This window comes from Tychonema sp. LEGE 06208, from assembly GCF_015207505.1.
Classification (GTDB): Bacteria; Cyanobacteriota; Cyanobacteriia; order Cyanobacteriales; family Microcoleaceae; genus Microcoleus.
In genome coordinates this window covers 1-19,529 of record NZ_JADEWT010000061.1, presented here as the reverse complement: position 1 = coordinate 19,529, position 19,529 = coordinate 1, and the positions used below count along the sequence as shown (strand labels likewise).

General features: G+C 45.4%; 21 protein-coding genes and 1 tRNA gene. 10 read left to right on the top strand and 12 right to left on the bottom strand.

Going from position 1 to position 19,529, the window contains the following annotated elements:
* Position 1: 1 nt before the first annotated feature.
* A tRNA-Val gene (locus IQ263_RS16865) sits at positions 2-75 on the top strand.
* 53 nt (positions 76-128) lie between these two features.
* Positions 129-2,006, top strand: coding sequence for an RNA-binding domain-containing protein (locus IQ263_RS16860; RefSeq protein ID WP_194068587.1), 1,878 nt, complete (start codon positions 129-131; stop codon positions 2,004-2,006).
* Between the two features lie 236 nt (positions 2,007-2,242).
* On the opposite strand, the gene IQ263_RS16855 is transcribed toward IQ263_RS16860, so the two are convergent.
* Together IQ263_RS16855 and IQ263_RS16850 are read right to left on the bottom strand one after the other, a co-directional pair.
* Positions 2,243-2,404: a hypothetical protein gene (locus IQ263_RS16855; protein WP_228050116.1), complete on the bottom strand. Its 162-nt coding sequence runs from the start codon at positions 2,402-2,404 to the stop codon at positions 2,243-2,245.
* 7 nt (positions 2,405-2,411) lie between these two features.
* Positions 2,412-3,410 (bottom strand): hypothetical protein, encoded by a 999-nt coding sequence (locus IQ263_RS16850; RefSeq protein WP_194013064.1) that lies wholly within the window; start codon positions 3,408-3,410, stop codon positions 2,412-2,414.
* A gap of 324 nt (positions 3,411-3,734) precedes the next feature.
* Between IQ263_RS16850 and IQ263_RS16845 the strand changes: the two genes are divergently transcribed.
* Both IQ263_RS16845 and IQ263_RS28610 read left to right on the top strand, forming a co-directional pair.
* Complete coding sequence (locus tag IQ263_RS16845) at positions 3,735-4,016, top strand: helix-turn-helix domain-containing protein (RefSeq protein ID WP_194068585.1); 282 nt, start codon at positions 3,735-3,737, stop codon at positions 4,014-4,016.
* A 73-nt stretch (positions 4,017-4,089) separates the two neighbouring features.
* Positions 4,090-4,533, top strand: coding sequence for a helix-turn-helix domain-containing protein (locus IQ263_RS28610; protein WP_228050115.1), 444 nt, complete (start codon positions 4,090-4,092; stop codon positions 4,531-4,533).
* A gap of 58 nt (positions 4,534-4,591) precedes the next feature.
* Here IQ263_RS28610 and arfB read toward each other — a convergent pair whose 3' ends face one another.
* Both arfB and IQ263_RS16830 read right to left on the bottom strand, forming a co-directional pair.
* Positions 4,592-5,005, bottom strand: a complete 414-nt coding sequence (arfB, locus tag IQ263_RS16835; protein WP_194068583.1) for an alternative ribosome rescue aminoacyl-tRNA hydrolase ArfB — start codon at positions 5,003-5,005, stop codon at positions 4,592-4,594.
* Between the two features lie 223 nt (positions 5,006-5,228).
* Positions 5,229-5,699, bottom strand: coding sequence for a restriction endonuclease (locus IQ263_RS16830; protein WP_194068581.1), 471 nt, complete (start codon positions 5,697-5,699; stop codon positions 5,229-5,231).
* A 171-nt stretch (positions 5,700-5,870) separates the two neighbouring features.
* Here IQ263_RS16830 and IQ263_RS16825 point away from each other — a divergent pair, with 171 nt between their 5' ends.
* Positions 5,871-6,146: a hypothetical protein gene (locus tag IQ263_RS16825; protein ID WP_194068579.1), complete on the top strand. Its 276-nt coding sequence runs from the start codon at positions 5,871-5,873 to the stop codon at positions 6,144-6,146.
* Positions 6,147-6,180: 34 nt separating this feature from the next.
* On the opposite strand, the gene gnd is transcribed toward IQ263_RS16825, so the two are convergent.
* Positions 6,181-7,635, bottom strand: coding sequence for a decarboxylating NADP(+)-dependent phosphogluconate dehydrogenase (gene gnd / locus IQ263_RS16820; protein ID WP_194068577.1), 1,455 nt, complete (start codon positions 7,633-7,635; stop codon positions 6,181-6,183).
* A gap of 288 nt (positions 7,636-7,923) precedes the next feature.
* Between gnd and IQ263_RS16815 the strand changes: the two genes are divergently transcribed.
* Positions 7,924-8,346 carry a hypothetical protein gene (locus tag IQ263_RS16815; RefSeq protein ID WP_194068575.1) on the top strand — a complete coding sequence of 141 codons (423 nt, stop codon included), beginning with the start codon at positions 7,924-7,926 and terminating at the stop codon, positions 8,344-8,346.
* Positions 8,347-8,581: 235 nt separating this feature from the next.
* On the opposite strand, the gene IQ263_RS16810 is transcribed toward IQ263_RS16815, so the two are convergent.
* Positions 8,582-9,178, bottom strand: coding sequence for a Uma2 family endonuclease (locus IQ263_RS16810; protein ID WP_194068573.1), 597 nt, complete (start codon positions 9,176-9,178; stop codon positions 8,582-8,584).
* A gap of 71 nt (positions 9,179-9,249) precedes the next feature.
* On the opposite strand from IQ263_RS16810, the gene IQ263_RS16805 reads away from it, so the two are divergent.
* Entirely contained in the window at positions 9,250-9,450 is a 201-nt protein-coding gene (locus tag IQ263_RS16805) for a hypothetical protein (protein ID WP_194068571.1), read from the top strand.
* A gap of 2 nt (positions 9,451-9,452) precedes the next feature.
* Here the strand turns inward: IQ263_RS16805 and IQ263_RS16800 are convergent, their stop codons facing one another.
* From IQ263_RS16800 to IQ263_RS16785, 4 genes are all read right to left on the bottom strand, one after another.
* Complete coding sequence (locus tag IQ263_RS16800; RefSeq protein ID WP_228050114.1) at positions 9,453-11,318, bottom strand: ABC transporter ATP-binding protein; 1,866 nt, start codon at positions 11,316-11,318, stop codon at positions 9,453-9,455.
* Positions 11,319-11,422: 104 nt separating this feature from the next.
* The gene (locus IQ263_RS16795; RefSeq protein ID WP_194068567.1) at positions 11,423-12,034 is read right to left on the bottom strand and encodes a hypothetical protein; all 612 of its coding nucleotides are present in this window, start codon (positions 12,032-12,034) and stop codon (positions 11,423-11,425) included.
* Entirely contained in the window at positions 12,031-13,179 is a 1,149-nt protein-coding gene (locus IQ263_RS16790) for an AAA family ATPase (RefSeq protein ID WP_194068565.1), read from the bottom strand. The genes IQ263_RS16795 and IQ263_RS16790 overlap by 4 nt, the downstream gene beginning before the upstream one ends.
* A 299-nt stretch (positions 13,180-13,478) precedes the next feature.
* Positions 13,479-15,812 carry a glycoside hydrolase family 31 protein gene (locus tag IQ263_RS16785; RefSeq protein WP_194068563.1) on the bottom strand — a complete coding sequence of 778 codons (2,334 nt, stop codon included), beginning with the start codon at positions 15,810-15,812 and terminating at the stop codon, positions 13,479-13,481.
* Between the two features lie 663 nt (positions 15,813-16,475).
* Here IQ263_RS16785 and IQ263_RS16780 point away from each other — a divergent pair.
* Both IQ263_RS16780 and IQ263_RS16775 read left to right on the top strand, forming a co-directional pair.
* The gene (locus IQ263_RS16780) at positions 16,476-16,841 is read left to right on the top strand and encodes a hypothetical protein (RefSeq protein WP_194068561.1); all 366 of its coding nucleotides are present in this window, start codon (positions 16,476-16,478) and stop codon (positions 16,839-16,841) included.
* Between the two features lie 5 nt (positions 16,842-16,846).
* Positions 16,847-17,164 (top strand): S1 domain-containing protein, encoded by a 318-nt coding sequence (locus IQ263_RS16775; RefSeq protein ID WP_194068559.1) that lies wholly within the window; start codon positions 16,847-16,849, stop codon positions 17,162-17,164.
* Positions 17,165-17,290: 126 nt separating this feature from the next.
* On the opposite strand, the gene IQ263_RS16770 is transcribed toward IQ263_RS16775, so the two are convergent.
* Together IQ263_RS16770 and IQ263_RS16765 are read right to left on the bottom strand one after the other, a co-directional pair.
* Positions 17,291-17,497 carry a hypothetical protein gene (locus IQ263_RS16770; RefSeq protein ID WP_194068557.1) on the bottom strand — a complete coding sequence of 69 codons (207 nt, stop codon included), beginning with the start codon at positions 17,495-17,497 and terminating at the stop codon, positions 17,291-17,293.
* 118 nt (positions 17,498-17,615) lie between these two features.
* A complete protein-coding gene (locus IQ263_RS16765) occupies positions 17,616-18,749 on the bottom strand; it encodes an ankyrin repeat domain-containing protein (protein WP_194068555.1) in 1,134 nt (377 codons plus the stop codon).
* Positions 18,750-18,892: 143 nt separating this feature from the next.
* Here IQ263_RS16765 and IQ263_RS16760 point away from each other — a divergent pair, with 143 nt between their 5' ends.
* Positions 18,893-19,495 (top strand): 2OG-Fe(II) oxygenase, encoded by a 603-nt coding sequence (locus tag IQ263_RS16760; protein WP_194012073.1) that lies wholly within the window; start codon positions 18,893-18,895, stop codon positions 19,493-19,495.
* The last annotated feature ends 34 nt before the right edge of the window (positions 19,496-19,529 follow it).

The following is a 19,529-nucleotide window of genomic DNA, read 5'->3' as shown; positions in this document are numbered from 1 at the left end:
AGGACGCATAGCTCAGTTGGTTAGAGCACTACGTTGACATCGTAGGGGTCACTGGTTCGAGTCCAGTTGTGTCCATAGCTTTCTAAACTTTATAGCTAGGTTATTAACTCTGCTTTAGAGAGAAGGAAATGGATTTAGAAACATTACTCGATCGCATAAACCTTGGAGAAGACCAAGACATTGAATTTAAGTCTGCTGACGGTGGTTTTCCCAAAAGCAGTTGGGAAACAGTATCAGCATTTGCTAATACAGATGGCGGCTATATTGTTCTTGGGGTTAAAGAAACTCGCACAGGGTTTGAGGTTTCAGGTGTCCGCAATCCTAATATTTTAATTCAAGAGTTTTGGAATAATCATAATAATTCGCAAAAACTCAACTTCCCAATTTGTGGCAATTCTGACTTGCAAACTTTGAAGATAGAAGCTCATAATTTAGTTGTCATTAAAGTTCCCAGAGCAACAAGAACCCAACGCCCGGTTTTTATTAACAATAATCCCATGATTGGGACATATAAGCGCAATCATCAGGGGGATTACCGCTGCACTGATGCTGAAGTTCGCCAAATGCTGCGCGATGCCAATGATGCACCTCAAGATATCCAAATTTTAGAAGGTTTCGACCTTAGCGATATCGATGCAGAAACATTAAAATCCTTTCGTCAACGGTTTAGCTCTAGAGAACCGGATCATCCTTGGTTGGCATTAGACGATTTGGACTTGTTGCGTCAGTTAGGAGGATGGAGTCGCGATCGCAGCACGGGTAAAGAAGGGTTAACTATTGCTGGTTTGTTGATGTTTGGTCGGGAACGAAGCATTTTAGATGCACTTCCTCACTACCAACTTGATTATCAGGAGCAACTTTCTGGCTATCCAGAAACACGGTGGACTTACAGACTAACACTTGATGGCAAGTGGGAACCTAATTTATTTAACTTCTACTATCGCGTTTATACTCGTTTAGTTAATGATTTAGATGTTCCTTTTCAACTAGACAAAGATGCCGTGCGTCGTGGCGAAACTCATGTGCACGAAGCATTGCGAGAGGCTTTAGTCAACACTCTTATTCATGCAGATCATCAATCAACTCGCCCTTTAATAATTACTAAGTACAAAAATGGTTTTTCGTTTTCTAATCCGGGTCGTCTGAGAATTTCTCTTCAGCAGCTTTACGAAGGTGGCGTTAGCGATCCTCGCAACCCTAATTTGCAAAAAATGTTTCAAATGCTAGGCTTAGGAGAAAAAGCAGGATCTGGCTTTGGAAAGATGATCCGCGCTTGGATAGAGCAGCAATGGTTTCCTTTGGTATCAGAGAACTTAGAGTTAGAGATGACTTTGGTTGCTTTACCAATGGTGAGCATGATTCCCGAAAATGTCGAACAAGAATTAAGGGAAATCGTGGGAGATGACTATTGCGAACTGACAGAATTAGAGCGCATTATTTTGATATTGGCGCATCAATCAGGAGCAATTAGCAATGCTGACATTCAGTGTTACAGCCGAGAACACCCTAGAGATATAGGGGAATGTCTCAAGCGATTCGTCAATAATGGTTGGTTAGAACGCTCTGGTCGGGGGCGTGGAACTCTGTATGCTCTACCAAATAAAGGTGAATCGAATTTGCTTTCACTGCTTCCTAGCTCCGAACATTACGAGCCTAGCTCCGAACATTACGAGCCTAGCTCCGAACATTACGAGCCTAGCTCCGAACATTACGAGGATCTGCGAAAAATTGCTGCACCAATTCGCGACAAAGGTCGCACCAGCAAAGAGCTTGTCGAGCAGGTTATTTTAGAGATTTGCTCCGAACATTACTTACAACTCCGAACATTAGCTGATTTATTGGGTCGTGCGCCAAATAGTGTCAGGAACCACTATGTAAATCCGATGTTAAAACAAGGCTTATTAGAGGCACGGTATCCTAACGAACCAACTCATCCTCAGCAAGCATACAGAACTTTATTGTCTCAAGAAATCAACAAGATTTCTGATACTCAGCCATCTTCTTAAACCCCAGAATAAATCGTTGACACCAACCATCAGCCCACAAGGCCGGAATCTTAAACCTCGCCGCACAGTTGGGATATTTCGATCGCACTTTTAACCAATTTCGATACTAATGCCGTAAGCGAAGCAGACCGAAGGTATCGCCCCCGTACATCCCCAAATCAACCCAACATCCTGTGAAATCCCGATCGCCCACTTGATCGGGGACACGGCACCGTGCCGCGCCCGAGATCCGTAGATTACTTGCGGCAACCTTCGGCGATCGCCATTAACACAGCTTTACGCACTTCAGGATGCGATTTCTCCAGCCCGTTAGCCCGAAAAATCCAGTGTCCGCCGCCCGCGTGCTCGATCGCAATCTTTTGTCCGTCAGGCAAAACAATTTGCCACCAATTCAACACAGTGGCTTTAATCAGTTGGCACTGAATCTCGCTTAATTGAGCCTCCATCAGCTTCAGTTGACGCATGATAGGATTTTGGGCTGAGGATTTCATTATTTTTCTCCTTAAATAAATTGGACTGTTTCTCTGCTAAAATTTCAGTTCTCTGATTTTTCAACTTATTTTCACTTTCTGAACTTTTCGCCTTAATTTCACTTTCTGAACTTTTCGCATTAACTTCCCTTTTAGCACCTTTCGGCTCAATTTTACCTCCAAAACCTTTAGATTTAACTTTACCTTTAGCTGCCGTTGCAGACTGTTCCGCTGCCGGCTTCTTAAATTCCGCGTCCAACTGGTCTAAAATCTCCTCTTGTTCGGGAGTGTGTTCCGCCGGCTGCTCTAGGTTTCTAGGGTTATATTCGTCAACCAACCTCGCCAAAAATTCCGAAACTGACATTCCCGCAGCGGCCGCCTTTTTGGTTAAAAGGTCATAGGTATCGGTTTTGATGCGAATTTGCTTGAGCCGGAGGTTGGGATTGTTGTCAACAGTTTCGGCAATAGTTACTGCGGTAATCCTTTCTTTGGGGATGACATCCACCACTTCTTGCCACTTTTCCTCTAAAGCACAGTCACCGTACTGGTCTGTAACTGCGTGTTTGAACAAAGGCACAACTTGAGCGACACAGCTTGGCAAAATCTCAAATCCGGCTTTGATTAAGCGCAGGCAAATGCCAGCAGATTTGATGATTTGCGTGCAGTAAAAATACTGTCTGCCTAATGCTTGTTCGCAGTAACTTTTAAAAGTTTTGAATTTGTGTTTGTACAATCGCAGTTTTCTGATCGCGTCCAGCATGATTCCTTGCCGCACGTAGTCTAGAAATCCCCTTTTAATTTCCCCTGTCAGGTAGTCTAAATCGTGAAACGGAGATTGATTTTGGATTTCTTCTTCAAAGTCTAGCAGCGGGCCTGCAAAGTGAAAGTTGGAGGCGATATCGCCTAGGTAGAAGTTTTCGGTAGATGTGGTCACGATCGGGAATGGGTGGAGAAATGGAACGATAACACGGAAGTTGTGCGATCGTAAAGTGGAAGTTTTGGTCGGGTTCTTTGATACAATTTTGAGTTGGGTTGTGCTGTAGGTCGATCGACCTTTTACATGGCACCACCTCCGGGCACGTTGAGCAAAAGAGACTTGAGGTATGGGCCCAAGCCCCAAAATACGTTTGGGGCGGTTATTCAAAGCTGCCTGTTTTGAATGTTCGGCTCGTCCGGTCGCCTTTTGTGATGTCAGTTATTTACAACTTTAGTTAAATAATTATAGATTGTCAAGTAAAGTTGTATAACTTTAGTGTTAATGAATCAAGATATAGACTATCTCAAACCAGAAACTATTCAAGAAGCTATCCAATTGGCTGAAGCTACTCAGGAACAACTAGCCCGAAACCTAGGAGTTTCTCTAAATACAGTGAATTCCTGGGTTAATTGTCGGAAAATGCCACGGGCGGACAATTTTTTCGCCCTATGCCGGGAGTTAAAGCTTTCGCCCAAAACCGTCGCTAGATTGCTAGGCATTGAGATCTCCAACATCCCTGACGATATGCCTTCGGTAAAATCGCCCTCGCGATCGGACAACTAACCCGCAGGGGTTCGCCAATCTCTAGGGAAAGAAGCTGGAGTCGCACACCCAAGCCAGGAAAATACGCTTGGGTATGCAGGCACAATTGGTAGAAACTACAAATAAGGCGGTTCTTCAAACCTGCATTTTGACCTTTGAGGCTCGCCCGGCCGCCTTTGCTTTGCCTGTCTACATGAAGTGTACTTCATATTTCAGTAGAAGTCAAGAGGTTCACTTCATGAAACAAGCTTCATGTATTATGGAAGAAAATTCGCAAGAAAAAGAGAAGTCTCCATTAAGGCTTCTCAGAGAACAAGCTGGGCTAACCCGCCCTCAAGTCAAACAACATATCGGCGTTTCTGAGCGGATGCAAGCTGACTGGGAATCAGGAAAGTCCATGCCAACTGTTGAAAACGTTGCTGCACTGGCTAACCTGTACCAAGTTTCTCTAAAAACTATGTTTGAGCTTTTAGGATTAGACGTAACTAAAATTCCCGATGACTTACCAAGTCGATCGCCCTCGGGCCAGGAGAAGTAAGAGCTACATATAGGTTGTCTGCCATAGGAGAGGCGAGGGCGATCGCCCCAGTCATCCCTCAATCAGTAATTTTCCCTCTCAGAGCCTTAATCTGCCCCCGCTTGGTTTTGCTGTCGAGACGCTTGCGCTGGGAGGAGCGAGTCGCTTTGCTGGGTTTGCGCCTTTTCGGGATGACGATCGCACTTTTAATCAATTCTTGCAGCCGCCTCAAAGCCTCCTCCCGGTTTTGTTCCTGGCTGCGGTGTTCCTGCGCTTTGATGACAATCACGCCTTCGGAGGTGATTCGCCCATCGTTGATTTGCAACAAACGCTGCTTGTAGCGATCGGGCAATGAGGAAGCTGGGATATCAAAGCGCAAGTGAATAGCACTCGCCACCTTATTGACATTTTGCCCGCCTGCGCCTTGAGAGCGAATGGCGCTAATCTCGATTTCGCGATCTGGAATGAACACAGTATTAGAAATTTGTAACATGATGAATAAGTGAAATTAAAGATACTGAGAAAGCAGTGCATCTTTTATATATAACTTACTGTAGTTAGGGAACAGGATATTACCCACAATCTGGACGCGGCAGTGCCGTGTCCCTACAATTAATCGGGGTAGGGAAACGGCACTGCCGTGTCCTCTCCGTTGCTATTTTTTGACTAACAGTAAACAGTCAACAATTCCGGGGTGAGTGCAACCGGAATTGATATTATTTAAAATTCTTAGCTATCAGGATGAGTTCGATTAGTTTTTTTCTATCCCATAACTCTACGTCGTTAGATTTAGCAAGTTTGCAAGCATTTTGTGTAAATCTGTTGTTGGTGATTACTAGGGCTTTATTTCCTTTGTAATATCTGACCGCTCCTGCTACTTCTTGAACTGCTTTAATACCAACTGGTCTTTGGGTTCTTTTTGCTTGAACCACCGTTTTTGAGCCATCTTTGTACAAAATTAGATCTGCTCCATAATCTTGACTGTCTTGAGTTAAATTAACAATATAACCACAGTTTATAAAATGGACATCAAGAAATCTTTCAAACTCTTTTCCAGTCATTTTATCCACTTCTAAAATGCCACTGTCTAATAAACGTTTGTTTTCCTCTTCTTCTTTTAATGTATCAAAAACCAAGGCTGCAATATCACCGATAACGGCAGCGGATCTCACTAGAAAAGGCTTCATGAAATTCAACTTATTTTAAAGAGATGTCTATCATTGTATCAGATTTACTCATCTGGAGAATATATGATGATGAAAAGGGCTTTTGGTACATCGAAACTCCAAGTCGAGTCTTACCAAGGGCTGCTATATTACAAAGTGGGGAGATTGTTCGTATAGACGAGCTAGAAAACTATGACGAAACCGCATGATATCAGAAGAGAGCAAGACCGCAGATTAGGAGAATTAATGGCGATCCTCTTCGAGGGCTTCGCTAACGCACGTCAGCGATTTATCGATGCAGGCGGCGATCCTCGACACCCGCCATCAGGTTTAAAAGGCGACGATTACATGACAGACGCAGAAAGACAAGAAGCACTCACGATCGCCCGATCGCTCTTTAACGACGAATATATTAAAACCTATCTCGAAAACAAACGTCAAAACAATTTGCAACCCCAGATCAATTAGTAAGGTGCGCCGAAACGCACCCTACAAAAATTAATTAATCCGTAGTACCCGTTTGCAGCGACTCTTTAGCAGCCTGCGTCCACTCAGAGTGGAAGAATTCGCCGCGCGGTTTGTCGGTGCGTTCGTAGGTGTGAGCCCCAAAATAATCGCGCTGAGCTTGGGTCAGATTTTGCGGTAATCTTTCGCGCCGGTAGCTATCGAAATAGTCCAGCGACGCGCTGAAGGCCGGTACAGCAATCCCCAGCAGGCTAGCCGTAGACAACACCTCGCGCCAAGCTGTTTGGCGATCGAGAATAGTCTGTTTGAACTCCGGCGCTAACAGCAAATTCGGCAGCGCGGGATCGTCCTTGAAAGCTGTTTTAATCTTGTCCAAAAAGCCAGCGCGAATGATACAGCCACCTTTCCAAATTCGGGAAATTTCGCTCAAACTCAAGTCGTAATTGTACGACTTCGAGGCCGCGCTCAACAGTGCCATTCCTTGCGCGTAGGAACAAATCTTCGAGCAGTAAAGGGCATCCCGAACTTTGTTCACAAACTCCTTAGTATCGCCTTCATACTTGCCGCTAGGCCCGGTTAGTTCTTGGGAAGCTTTGACGCGCTCTGCCTTATAAGAAGACATGATTCTGGCATTCACAGCAGCAATAATTGTCGGAATGCTCACGCCCAATTCCAAAGCACTCATGACAGTCCAGCGGCCCGTGCCTTTTTGACCGGCCGCGTCCATAATTACCTCAACTAAGGGATGCTTAGTTTCGGGGTCAATGTACTTGAAAATATTCGCGGTAATTTCAATCAAAAACGAGTTGAGTTCGTCGGTGGTATTCCATTCGGCAAACACTTCCTGCAACTGCTGACCGTTGAGTCCCGCCACGTTTTTGAGCAAATCGTAGGCTTCGGCAATGAGCTGCATATCCCCGTACTCAATGCCGTTGTGCACCATCTTCACGTAGTGACCGGCACCACCGGGGCCGATGAATGTGACGCAGGGGCCGTCATCTACTTGAGCTGCTATTTTTGTGAGAATTGGCTCTAGGATGCCGTAAGCGGCGTGGGTGCCGCCGGGCATCAGGCTAGCACCGTTGAGCGCGCCTTCTTCGCCGCCGCTGATGCCCATGCCGACAAATCCCAGTCCGGCTGCTTCTAAATCTTTGGTGCGGCGTTCGGTGTCGTCGTAGAGGGAGTTTCCGCCGTCAATGATCATGTCCCCCGGTGACAGCATGGGTTTGAGCTGGTCGATAACCGCATCTACGGCTTTCCCAGCTTGCACCATGACTAAGATGCGGCGCGGGGTTTCTAGGACATCGACGAATTCTGTCAGAGTCTTGGCGGCTACTATGTTTTTGCCGGGGGCGCGTTTGGCCATGAATTCGTCGGTTTTAGCTGTTGTGCGGTTGTATACAGCTACGGAGAAGCCTCTGCTTTCGACGTTGAGGGCTAGGTTTTCGCCCATTACGGCTAGACCGATTAAACCAAAATTTTGCTTTGTCATGCTAATAACCCGCTAGTTTCGCTTGAGGTTTGATTTGAGATAGAGGAAAGCGAGGCGGGGTGTACCGCTTTCCGGTGGACTAAAGTATTGGACAATAGACCGAGGAGGTTTAGGTTTATTTTTATATTGTCAGAATTGCTGTTTGGTAAATCAGTAGGGTTTTTTTAAGATTTAAGGGATATTAAAGAGATCGGCGAGTGATAATAAGGCAGGTATTATGCCGATCGCAGTAGCAGTAGATACAAACAAGCGCACATTTTGAGGAAAATTTAGGAGACTTTTGTAACTATGGAAGATTTGCAGTATCTGGCGGCCTGGGTGAAGGAGCAACACGCTCGCGAGTATATTTTAACTTGGCTGCTGAGTCAACAGGGACTGTGGTGGTCTGATGGCGATATTTATCAGGCGGTTTTGCAAAAGTCGGGAAAGCTTTTGAAAGCGTATGTTCAAAAAAGGCAAGCTGGAGAGTTATTTGAGGGAATTTCTGAGAAGTTGGTGGGAGATGAGAATTGGGATGATTTGGTGGTGAGTTTGGGGCGAATTGTTGCTGTGTATCAAGAGGAATTGCTGAAGTTGCAAGAACGGGACAGGCGCGGGGACGGGCTAAAAAAAAAGTTGATTAGCGAACCGTTGACTGGTGATTCTTTGTCGGTTTTGGAGGTGCAGCAAGCTTTGCCAGATCCTTATGCTGATACGCTGACTGGGAGGTAATTGGCGATGGCTTACGCCCCGCTACGCTACGACTTTTCGGAGGCACAATAATCTCAGAAACCGGGTTTCTTGCTATATCTCTCGTACTCAACTGCAAATTGTCGCAGAAACCTGGTTTCTCGCTATTTTTCCTAATCTTAGAAACCGGGTTTCTTTCTATATCTCTCGTAGTCAACTGCAAATTGTCGCAGAAACCCGGTTTCTCGCTACGCAGCGATTGAAGTGCGATCGAGATTTAAGGATTGAGAATAGGTGTAAGATCGAGAACAAATCCGGGAAGTACGTCTTCACCCGAAAGTTTTGGCGGTTGGTCAAAAGAGAAATTAATTACTTCTGCTACATCTTCGGACAACCGATAGATTTCTACTAAAGGCGTTTGCGGGTCAATTAGCCAACCTAAGCGACAGCCATTAGTTCGATAATACCGCATTTTAGCCCGCAATGTTTCTAGGGAATCACTTGCAGAACGCAATTCAATTACAAAGTCCGGGCACAGGGGAGGAAATTTGCGCTTATTTTCTGCGGATAATGCTTCCCAACGTTCTAGGAGTACCCAAGCGGCATCTGGGGAACGCTTCGCACCGTTGGGTAATTGAAATATAGTGGAAGAGTCAAAGACTTTTCCCAATCGAGTTTGACGATTCCACAAACCGAGTCCCAGGTTGAGATCGGAATTTCTGATGCCGCTTTCGCCGCCTGTTGGAGGCATAATAATTAGTTCTCCTTCGGGGGTTTGTTCTAGTCGCCACTCTTCATTAGCAATGGACAATTGATAAAATTGTTCGTCTGTTAAAGCGACGGTTGCTGGTAGGTTGAGAGTTATAGTTTCCATCGTTGATATTATCGCCAACTAGGTTTATTTTATTATAGTCGATCGCACTTTCTGACAATTTTTTCAAAAAAGTGGCACATCCCAGAAACCTGGTTTCTGCCGATATCTCTGGTACTCAACTGCAAATTGTCGCAGAAACCCGGTTTCTCGCTACGCAGCGATGGAAGTGCGATCGTATTTCTGTCGCTTGGTGGGGGCGGGTTTATGTAGCTTGTCTGTTGGAGTTGGAGATAGTTGGTGAACCCGCCCCTACCAAAATTTTGTTTGTTTGATTCTAAATATAGCTGCTAGCTTGACGGGTGAACATTGAGCAGTAAATGCCGTTTGCTGCGATCAATTCGTTGTGGGTTCCGATTTCGGCTATTTTACCATTTTCCATGACGGCGATGCGATCGGCAATTTTGGCCAATCCCAATCTGTGGCTGATGACAATCGTTGTTTTACCGACGGCGATTTGGCGGAAGATGCTGTAAATTTCGTGTTCTGTCTTGGGGTCGAGGGCGGCGGTTGGTTCGTCAAAAATTAGGACTTCGGCTGTAGAAAGCCGCATGAGGGCGCGGGCGATCGCAATTCTTTGCCACTGTCCCCCGGATAAGTCGATACCGTCTTCTAATTGTTTCCCCAAGGGTGTTTCTAAACCTTTGTCTAAACTGTTGATTTTAGCGGAGATTCCTGATTCGGAAATTGCTTGATTAATTGCGGTGTCATCCGACAGGGAAAGCAAGTCGCCGAAACCGACGTTTTCGCGGACTGTGGAGGGGAAGCGGGCGTAATCTTGCATGACTACTGCTATGCGCGATCGCACGTATGATAGGGAGTACGATCGCAAATCTTGACCGTTCCAGGCGATCGTACCACTTGTCGGGTCGTACAGGCGGCCGAGGAGTTTGCCAAGAGTCGTTTTCCCCGCGCCATTTTCCCCAACAAGCACGAGCATTTCCCCCGGATTGATGGTTAAGTTGATATCTGTAATTGTGTTTTTAGTGCTACCGGGATAGCCAAAAGATAAATCCTTAATTTCGATGCCAATTTTATCTTTTCTCACCTCAACATCTTGGCTGCGATCCGGCAAGTTTGGCAAGCGAGATGCTACATTTACCAGCGGAGACTGCAATTCTGGCTTCAGATCCAATAGTTGAAAAATCGGACTGACACCGAGGCCAATATCGTACAAATTAGTGTAACTATTAATCAATAATTCTAAACTGTTTTCTACTTGGACGATCAAACCAGAATATAGGGCTAAATCTCCCAAAGTATAGCGCCCTCCCAAAGCTCCCATTACTACATAAACAAAAGGCAAAGCTACTCCTATTCTACTAAATATCGACCACAACAGTACAATAATTGATGCTTTTTTTCGGATGCCCTGCATCTCGCTAAAAAACTGCACGAACTGACTTTGCCAGCGTTTCAGCCAAAGTTCTTGCAACCCAAATAAACGCAATTCCTTAGCGTATTCTTCCCCTGTTAATACTCGTGATGACAAGTTCATTTCGCGACTAATTTTAGCTTGCTTTTTTTGAACTCTCCAGATGATTCTGGTATATTTTCTTTCGATGTAAATTGAGGGAAGTGATGAGATTAACATCAGCACGGGTACCCACCAGGCTATAGCAGCAGCAAGGCTGACAGATGGAATAAAAATAAAAATTCCGGTGATTGTCATGCTGATGCTGAATGCTAGTTGTTGTATTCGGGATACTCCGGTTTTTGCGAGTTCTACAATATTTAAGAGTTCTGGGTTTTCAAACAGGGCGATATCGTCGAAATTGGCGACTTTTTCCAGAACTTTTCCTTCAACTGCACCTTGAAGGCGATCGCGCAAAGATGTTACTGTAAAGGAACTCATTGTATCGATGGAATCGCTGACTAATTTGAGAGTTAAGACTCCGGCAATACTCCACAGCAATATTGGATGAGAAAGTATCAAAGCTAAGGGCTGTGCTGTTTTGGGTTGCGACAGCAAGCGAGAGACTTCATCAATGATTAATTTATCTAAAAATAGTACGCCAGATGGGGCTGCACCGCGAACGATGTTGAGTATTATTAAATTGCGGAGTTCTATTGGTGCGGCTTGTATTATCAGGCTTAGGCTGCGCCGCAAAGCTTGGAATGTGGTAATTTGGATGGGTTGCATTATTTGTGGGTAGGTGTCGGGTCTAGTCATCCCCGGACGGTATATTATAGATGATGATTTGATTAATTGTATTTGGCGATCGCATAATTTGTCTTTCTTTATCCTCAATTTTCCCAGGTTGGCTGAAAATTTACGATCGCATTCATAGCTCGTTCTAAACTGGGGGAATTAGTCTGTGCTAACGCAACTTGCCAATTTCGATCGACAAACTGGATCAGTTGACCGTTGTAGTCTTTACCAATTTTTGCGGTACTATTGCGATCGGGGACGATACCCTCCCGCAGTTCTCGCTTCTTTGACTTTTTAGCCAGATTGATTAAAAGCTGTTTGGGGTCGGAAACTTTATCTACATCAGCAGGAATCAAGTCTACTGAAATACCCAGAAATTCAGCAAATCCCTCCCGATGTGCTAGCAACCACGCTTCGACTTCTTTAACCGCAATCCGAAACAGCAGATTAGGATGTTTTGGTTGAGTTAACCACTCCGAAAGAATTACTAGCGGGCATTCTGCATTATCCAAATCAGTTAATACTAAGTATGGCATTCCCTTGGCTGCATTATTGTACGCAGGAAGGTTATTTTTAATGTCGCCAAATCCTTTCTTATTCGAGCAAGATCCAACTGAAAAGGGACGTTGAGACTGTTTGAGCATTTGTTTGAGAACGGCTTCACTCAGTACATCCTCAAATACTAGATTGATGGGAATATCCGTCATTTGAATAAACTGAGTAGTTCGATCGCGGGCGGTGCTGTGAGAGGAAGTGCAGCATCAGCTATGCTTAAACCTCCTTCTAGTAGCAGTTTTATTTGTTCGTTACTGGAAGCAAGTTTTACCTGAGTTCCTTCAGAAGTCGGTGTCATCAGCAGCACTTCTTCGCCTCCAATACCTTTGTCTGAGAGCAAATCGGCACTGTGGGTACTGAGAATAACCTGTCGCTTTCTCGGACGCTGAAGGCGATAAATCAGAGACGGTAGATTGCTAACAATCGCCGAATTTAAAGAGAGTTCTGGTTCTTCTAGTAACAATAATGTATCGGTTTCTAACAGCGACCAAAGCAAACCAATTAACCGTAACGTTCCGTCTGAAAATTGGTCTTCCCGTTGTTTTCCCGCTCCGGGCCGCCAATGTTCGTAAACAGCTTCCAAATGGGGAACTCCCATCACATCTTTAGTATCCGTGAGATTTGTTAATTGCGGGACAGCCAACTTTAAAGCATCTTCGATTTTTTTTAATCGCGATTTTCGAGTTTTTTCGGGAGTTTTAGCAACTCGTTCTAAAAAAGTTCTCCCAAAAGCATCTTCGGAAAGTCCAGGAGTAGCAAAAGCTTCGGGATGGCGAACCAACTGAGGAATTAAATGTAAATATAAAATCGATTCTAAAAATTTAGCAATTTCTCTGAATTCGGCATTGGCATTAATTTGCTCTAGATAAGTCTGGGTGAGACGCAGCTCATCTTTTTCATCTTCTGGAGTAGGGCGATCGATAATTTTTTTGTCACCCTTCCAAACTCGTTCGTAGGCAACAATTGCCTCATTTTTCCCACCTTTTTTCTGTTTAATTCCCAGCCCATACCTCCATAATGGCTGTTGGGAATTAGATTCTGAAAGGTGAATTTCTATTTCTACATCTGGATACCGACGCGCATAAAGACTGCGAATTTTTGAGACGCCACCTCGATCGATCGCAGCTTTTTGCAATCCGCCTCCTGCTTTGGCTAAATCCCGCAAAAAACGGAATGAATCGAGAAAGTTGGATTTACCGCAAGCATTCGGGCCTACTATAAAAATGCGATCGCGCAAATCAACATTCACTGACTGAAAATTGCGCCAATTTTTCAGAGTTATATGGGAGATAATCATACTGACAAAATTTCCATTGTTGTAACCCACCTTCCGCACTTCAAGATGTAATATGTAATTATTACATTTGTTTGGTAGTTTTGCAAACACCAAAACAAAAAAAACTAAATATTTGTACGCAAACAAAACGTCAAATAACTCAGAATTATCGTATTATTGGGTATACTACAAATTGAAGTGCGAAATGTGGGTTGTAATATTTTAAAGTTACGATCGCCCTTGACCTCTCAAACTCTGCCAGAACGAGACAGGAGGACACAGCAGTGCTGTGTCCCTACGGATATGGTTGAGAACCTTACTTAAAATATCAAACACCGCGCCGCACCATCGTCTGTAAATTGCTGTTCCCCAACGCCAACAACTTCCACAGTAACTTCACGATCAGAAATCGCAAATTCTCCCTCCCGCGCCGCAATTTCAACTATCACTTTTTCACCCTCAAAATACACCTGGTAATTAGTCGTAGCCCAGACACCTTGTTCATGTTCAAAACTGTGTCCGTCGTCCTCATAAAGCGTCCATTCACCGCTTCCGGGCCAAATTCGCATTTTCAATGAATCAAGCTGTTGTTCGCTGACAAATTGCTGCACGGGCGCGATCGCAATTATCCCCCCGCCCCGCACGTAAAGCGGCATTCTCTCCAAAGGTGCATAAGCTAAAATGTGCATCGGGCCCTGATAGCATTCGCCAGTCCACCAATCAAACCAAGTACCCTCCGGCAAATACACGGCGCGGTGCTCAACTCCAGGCCGGTAAACGGGTGCAGCCATCAGCGACGGGCCGAGCAATACTTGATCGTAAAGGTGGTAAGTTGTGCGATCGCGCGGAAAGTGATAAAGTAACGGTCGCAAAATCGGCGTGCCCGTCGTTGCAGCTTCCCAAAACAACGTATAAATATAAGGCAACAACTGATAGCGCAAATTGATGTATTCGCGGCAAATTTGTTCAGTGCGAGATCCAAAAACCCACGGTTCGTGCTGCGCCGTACTCATCGCCGAATGACCGCGCATCAAGGGATACAGCATCCCCACCTGCATCCACCGGGCGAACATTTCGGCCGTTGCATTCCCCGCAAAACCGCCGATGTCGCAACCGACAAACTGCACGCCGGAAAGCCCCATGTTGCAAAGCATCGGTAGCGACATTTCTAAGTGTTCCCACTGCGATTGATTGTCGCCCATCCACACGGAAGAGTAACGCTGTACCCCCGCAAATCCCGATCGCGTCAGCACAAAAGATCGATCGCCCGATCGCACTTTTTGCAACCCTTCCGCACAAGCTTTCGCCATCATCAACCCGTACAAATTGTGCGTTTCAGCGTGAGTCGCGCGATCGTCATCGGGGCCCTGCGGCGCATCCAGCGGAAACCAAATGTGTTCGCCGCCGTCGCCAAAAGGCCGTTCTGCGATCGCAGGTTCGTTCATGTCGTTCCAAATCCCCGCAACCCCAATATCTGTCAGGGTTTTGTGCAATTCGCCCCACCACTGGCGCACCTCCGGCCGCAGGAAATCGGGAAACACCGATTTATCCGGCCAAACGTAGCCGTGGAAAAGCTTTCCCTCTGCGGTGCGGACGAAATAGTCGTTTTCCACACCGCGATCGAATATTTCATAATCTGCTTCCGGTTCGTACTTGACACCGGGATCGACAATCGTCACCACCTTAAAACCGGCTGCTTTCAAGTCTGCGATCAGTTTTGCGGGATCGGGGAAACGCTTCGGGCTCCAGGTAAACACCCGGTAGCCGCGCATATAGTCGATGTCGAGGTGGATGACGTCGCAGGGAATGCTGCGATCGCGAAATTCCTGGGCCAACTCCCGCACAACGTCCTCGGATTCGTAGCTCCAGCGGCATTGGTGGTATCCGATCGCCCATTTTGGCGGAATTGGCATCCGACCGGTTAACTGGGTGTAGGTGGCGATAATTTGGGCGGGTTCCGGGCCGTAAATAATGTAGTAGTCGAGTTCCGGGCCTCTGGTTTCCATCCGCAAAACTCCCGGTTGTTCGGCGCCGATGTCGAACTGACTCCAAAATGTGGTGTTGAAAAAGATGCCGTAAGCGCGATCGGGATTCAGGGCGATGTAAAATGCGATCGCCTGGTACATTTCATCTGTCTGCGAATTGTAGTCTAGGGCGTCGGTTGTCCAGTTTGTCTTGACTTCGGAGAGTTTGTCGAGGAAGCCGGTGCGCTGGCCGAAACCGTAGAAGTGTTCGTCGGCTTCGATGCGCTTCCAGCCTGCGGTTGCGCCGGCGCGCCATCCCATATTGCGATCGCAGTCGCTAGCAAAGGGTTTTCCCGATTTGTCGAAGCATTCGATTGCAGCGGGCGATCGCTTGACAGAAACTATTATTTGTGCTGTTTCTATTTCAATTTTGTCTTCGGTTTCTCGCACTTCAAAGGGTACAATTGGCCACTCTTCGTCGGGGAGAGTTACTGACTGCGATCGCTCTTTAAATTCGCCCGTTGGGGACATTCGCACTCGGACTAAATTGGGGGCGAGGATGCTGATGTTTAGGGAAGTTTCGCCGCAGTTGAAGTGAATTGTGCGATTCGTTCGAGCGATCGATTGTACGGAGTCGATGGTTGACCAAGGCTGTTCTGTGGTTTGGAGTTTTCCGAAGTATTGCGGCATACACTATGACTCAAAATATTATTGATTGTGTTGCAGCAGTTAAGAGTTGTCATCTGGCAAAAGGCTGAAACAAGTAAATCGACCTGATTAAACGTAAAACTCTCTCGCTGTTAGAACCCCCACTTCTTAAAGAAGTGGGGGTTCTGGGTGTTCTGTTTTTTTGAGGTGGGTCTACTTACAGCCTATTCAGTTTTAGGATTGGACTGGACCCGTTGGCGAAGAGGAAGTAACTAATGGCTACTGTTGAAGCGAGTTTTAATATTCTATCGATTATTAGAACTCCCTTAATTTCGTCTATAACTCTTTTCATAGTTTTTTTCCTCCTTTGTTTTCGTTAATGGGAGACAGTCTTTTCGATCTTTTCCGTAGCTTGATCGCCACATAAACGATCGGTGTAACCATATCAGCCATGCTCTTAGCCTTCGCCAACAAATCCCTCCCTTCAGGGGAGAAGCTTTTGAATCTCTGAAACACAAAAAATTGGTTTTTGCTGATTCTAATCATAGCTTAACACAACCTAACGCTTAGTTTCAGACTGGTTTTCTGGGATTTGTCAGCGTGATAACCGAACATCAGTAAAACTAAATTCTCAGGCTGCTTATGGTAATTCAATGACTTTAGTTTATGATGATGCTGGTTCCAAATGGAGCATGACGAGAAAAAATGCAGTCGAGACAGTCACAATCTTTCCTCAGCGTTACAATTTACAAAGCACCGCAGCAAGGCAAGGGTCAAAAGCTTTTAAATGAAGGTTTTGAGGCTGCTGACTTTCCCTACAATCCTCCTTATGTCGATGGGAATTGTTATTTTGCGGGACCTCGCGATCGCAGTATTGCTGAAGAGTTCAATGAAAGCTACAAAGAAGGGATTCTTGAGGTTTCGATAGATCCAGCAGTTTATAGCGAGTATTTCCAGCCGTTGGAGTATCGCTATGACGAGAAAGATGGTCGAGATCGGATTGAGGTAGTGATTCCCCAGAGTTTGTTTCCAATCCTCAATCAATTTCCGCGTATTCTTAAGCCACGGTGAATCAGATGGATAATCCAATTTTAGAGCAAATCAAGTCTAAATATCGATTGGGTCAGTTTGTACAGGGTAAGGTGGAATACCACGCTGCCTTTGGTGTATTTGTCGATATAGGTGAGGCGACAGTCAAGGGATTAATTAAGATTCCCGACTTTTTAGATGATGGCATAATGAGCGCCGAAATGTATCCAGAAATTGGCACAACAGTAGGGGCGATTGTGGTTGGATACAACGAGAGAAATGGTTGCGAGGTATATCTCAACGCCAAGCCTAGTGTCTTGCATCAAGCACTTGTGCCTTTAAGAAATCGTGCTTTGCCAGTCTAAATTTTTGCCTTTTTATCCCTCACCTGCTAAGCTGTTGCGGCATTTAAATTCTATGTTAAAAAAATAAACAATGAGTGGGGTGGGCTGGGAGCCATCCCTGAATATACAATTCAAATGCGCGACAGCTTATCTCCCAAATACTTGCAAAATTCTTTGTACTCCGTTTCTTTCTAGACCCTCAAACTGTCGGCGTTCACCAGCAGTAAAAACAGTTACAACTTCCCCTTTATCTGACATCTGTGCTTCCAAAACTCCGCGATTGAAGAAAACAACTTCACCGGAACCAAAAAAGACGATCGCCCTTACTCGATCGCCTTTGAGCCAAACTCCCACTCGATCTCCTAATTCAACCAGAGCTTGTGATACGCTGACAATTTATAACTGTATGCCAATTGCGGTAGAGTATTCGTATTTTAGGAAAAATACTGCCAAAAACTATGCGATCGCTCCCTTAAATTTTAGCCCCGTGCTGTTTTAGCAACTTAATAATCTCCGAAGTTGATGATTTTTCAGCAATGCTTAAAGCCGTCTCACCATTTTTATTACGAGCATTCACATCCGCACCCTTTGAAAGAAACAACTTCACTAATTCAGGTTTTAGTAGTCCAGAAATACCAGTATTAGGTTGAACAATTCTCATTAATATAGTAGTATTGTCGTAAGGATCGGGAGCGTTGACATCAGCACCGCGATCGATCAATAATTTCACAGTTTCAATATCTCCACGAGACACGGCACTATACAGCAATCCTTTAGGGATTTGAGCTTGATTTTTCAGGATCAATTCAACCATCTCTAGTTTCTTTGTTCCAGGTTTAAACCTGCTAATAACAGTAAACAAATTTTTGTCATCGTTTATATTAGCACCTCGATTAATCAAGGCTTTCATTGCTTCAAAATTACCGCTTTCTGCTGCGATGTTGAGTGCCGTGCGTTGATTGCGATCCATCGCCTCCATATCTGCACCGCTGGCAATCAATAAGTCGTAGCGTAGCGGGGCGTAAGCCATCGCCCCGCTACCTCCTCCTGCGGCTGCCGCGTGTAGGACAGTTTGTCCTGCTTTGTCGAGATCCTTTACATTCAATCCTTTTTGCAGAAACAACTGTACAATAGTCTGATTCCCGCCAAAAGCAGCCGCGTGTAACAGTGTTTGGTTTAAATAAGTCTTGAAATGAACATCCGCATTTTTTGCCAAGAGTTTTTTAACTTCCGCCAAATTGCCCGTGTAAGCCGCACTAAACAGCAGAATGTTGATATTATCTATTTTGGGCAATTCCCACCGATCGAACATCCCAACCTCAACGATATCGCCCAGCCAGCCCGCAGACACAAGTTGCACCATCTCAAAACTTTTACTCTTCAACTCCCTTCCAGACGCATCGAACAAAAATACATCGCAAGGCGCATCGCTGCCCCCACCAGGCATAGAAAACAGCATCGGATGTCTGACAATGGCGATCGCATATTGGCCGTTTGGACTCCAAGTAGCGCTGCGAATACCCGATTTCATAATTTCTCGCGGCGCTACCGAGAGGATAATTAACAAGCCTAAAATACCAAGACAGCCAAAACTAAAAAAACGCATAATTATCTTACAGTCGCTCCTGGAATAGACTATAATTTTTAACTTCCACAGATCCCGCGCGAGGAACCAAACAATCCCAAATATCAACGATTGCTACATTCCTATTCGCTGTTTCCGTTAAACTTTGATGATTTTTAAGCGCCTTGAAATATTACAGCCAACATCCTAACGCTTTCTCGATCGACTATCTCAACGACTTGCGAGGCTCAATTCTAGCATCCCCGTATCTGGCAATCAACAACCTCAACCGCGATTTCATTGGCACAAAAGGCTTTTCCGTGGTGTTTAAGCGTTCCGAAATTGCCGAAGTAGAGCGCCGCTTCCCCTTCTTCAAACCCTATCTAGACAGAGCATTAAACCCTGAATGCAACGCTTTTTACCTCAACCCTTTGTTGCTGGGTGAAGGTTCCCGCGTCGATCCGCATATCGATCGCTCTTTGCGATCGTACTGCAAAACCGTCGAACCTCCCGCCGCCGTCAGCGTTTTGTACGTACAAGTACCGCCAAACTTGCAAGGAGGAGAGTTGATACTGCGGCGCAACAAACAGCAAGTCGGACAGATTAAGCCGCAAGCCAACTCACTCATCTATTTTCAAGGAGATTTGACTCACTCTGTCAACGCCGTTAACAGTACCGGAAGTCGTTTAAGTTTGGTTTGCGAACAGTACAGTTTGAGCGCCACAGAATTGTCAGATATTCCCGGATTTACGGTGGAGTCAAGGGCCGCGAAAGCCAAGAGTAAGTAATACCAATTTCATAAAGTAGCGCTAGATATTACCC

Coding starts and splice junctions, on each gene's coding strand:
- IQ263_RS16785 (WP_194068563.1), bottom strand. CDS start 15,812: ATGCCGCAATACTTCGGAAAACTCCAAACCACAGAACAGCCTTGGTCA.
- IQ263_RS16815 (WP_194068575.1), top strand. CDS start 7,924: ATGGAAGATTTGCAGTATCTGGCGGCCTGGGTGAAGGAGCAACACGCT.
- IQ263_RS16830 (WP_194068581.1), bottom strand. CDS start 5,699: ATGAAGCCTTTTCTAGTGAGATCCGCTGCCGTTATCGGTGATATTGCA.
- gnd (WP_194068577.1), bottom strand. CDS start 7,635: ATGACAAAGCAAAATTTTGGTTTAATCGGTCTAGCCGTAATGGGCGAA.
- arfB (WP_194068583.1), bottom strand. CDS start 5,005: ATGTTACAAATTTCTAATACTGTGTTCATTCCAGATCGCGAAATCGAG.
- IQ263_RS16825 (WP_194068579.1), top strand. CDS start 5,871: ATGACGAAACCGCATGATATCAGAAGAGAGCAAGACCGCAGATTAGGA.
- IQ263_RS16845 (WP_194068585.1), top strand. CDS start 3,735: ATGAATCAAGATATAGACTATCTCAAACCAGAAACTATTCAAGAAGCT.
- IQ263_RS16780 (WP_194068561.1), top strand. CDS start 16,476: ATGCAGTCGAGACAGTCACAATCTTTCCTCAGCGTTACAATTTACAAA.
- IQ263_RS16860 (WP_194068587.1), top strand. CDS start 129: ATGGATTTAGAAACATTACTCGATCGCATAAACCTTGGAGAAGACCAA.
- IQ263_RS16765 (WP_194068555.1), bottom strand. CDS start 18,749: ATGCGTTTTTTTAGTTTTGGCTGTCTTGGTATTTTAGGCTTGTTAATT.
- IQ263_RS16810 (WP_194068573.1), bottom strand. CDS start 9,178: ATGGAAACTATAACTCTCAACCTACCAGCAACCGTCGCTTTAACAGAC.
- IQ263_RS16795 (WP_194068567.1), bottom strand. CDS start 12,034: ATGACGGATATTCCCATCAATCTAGTATTTGAGGATGTACTGAGTGAA.
- IQ263_RS16790 (WP_194068565.1), bottom strand. CDS start 13,179: ATGATTATCTCCCATATAACTCTGAAAAATTGGCGCAATTTTCAGTCA.
- IQ263_RS28610 (WP_228050115.1), top strand. CDS start 4,090: ATGCAGGCACAATTGGTAGAAACTACAAATAAGGCGGTTCTTCAAACC.
- IQ263_RS16800 (WP_228050114.1), bottom strand. CDS start 11,318: ATGCAACCCATCCAAATTACCACATTCCAAGCTTTGCGGCGCAGCCTA.
- IQ263_RS16775 (WP_194068559.1), top strand. CDS start 16,847: ATGGATAATCCAATTTTAGAGCAAATCAAGTCTAAATATCGATTGGGT.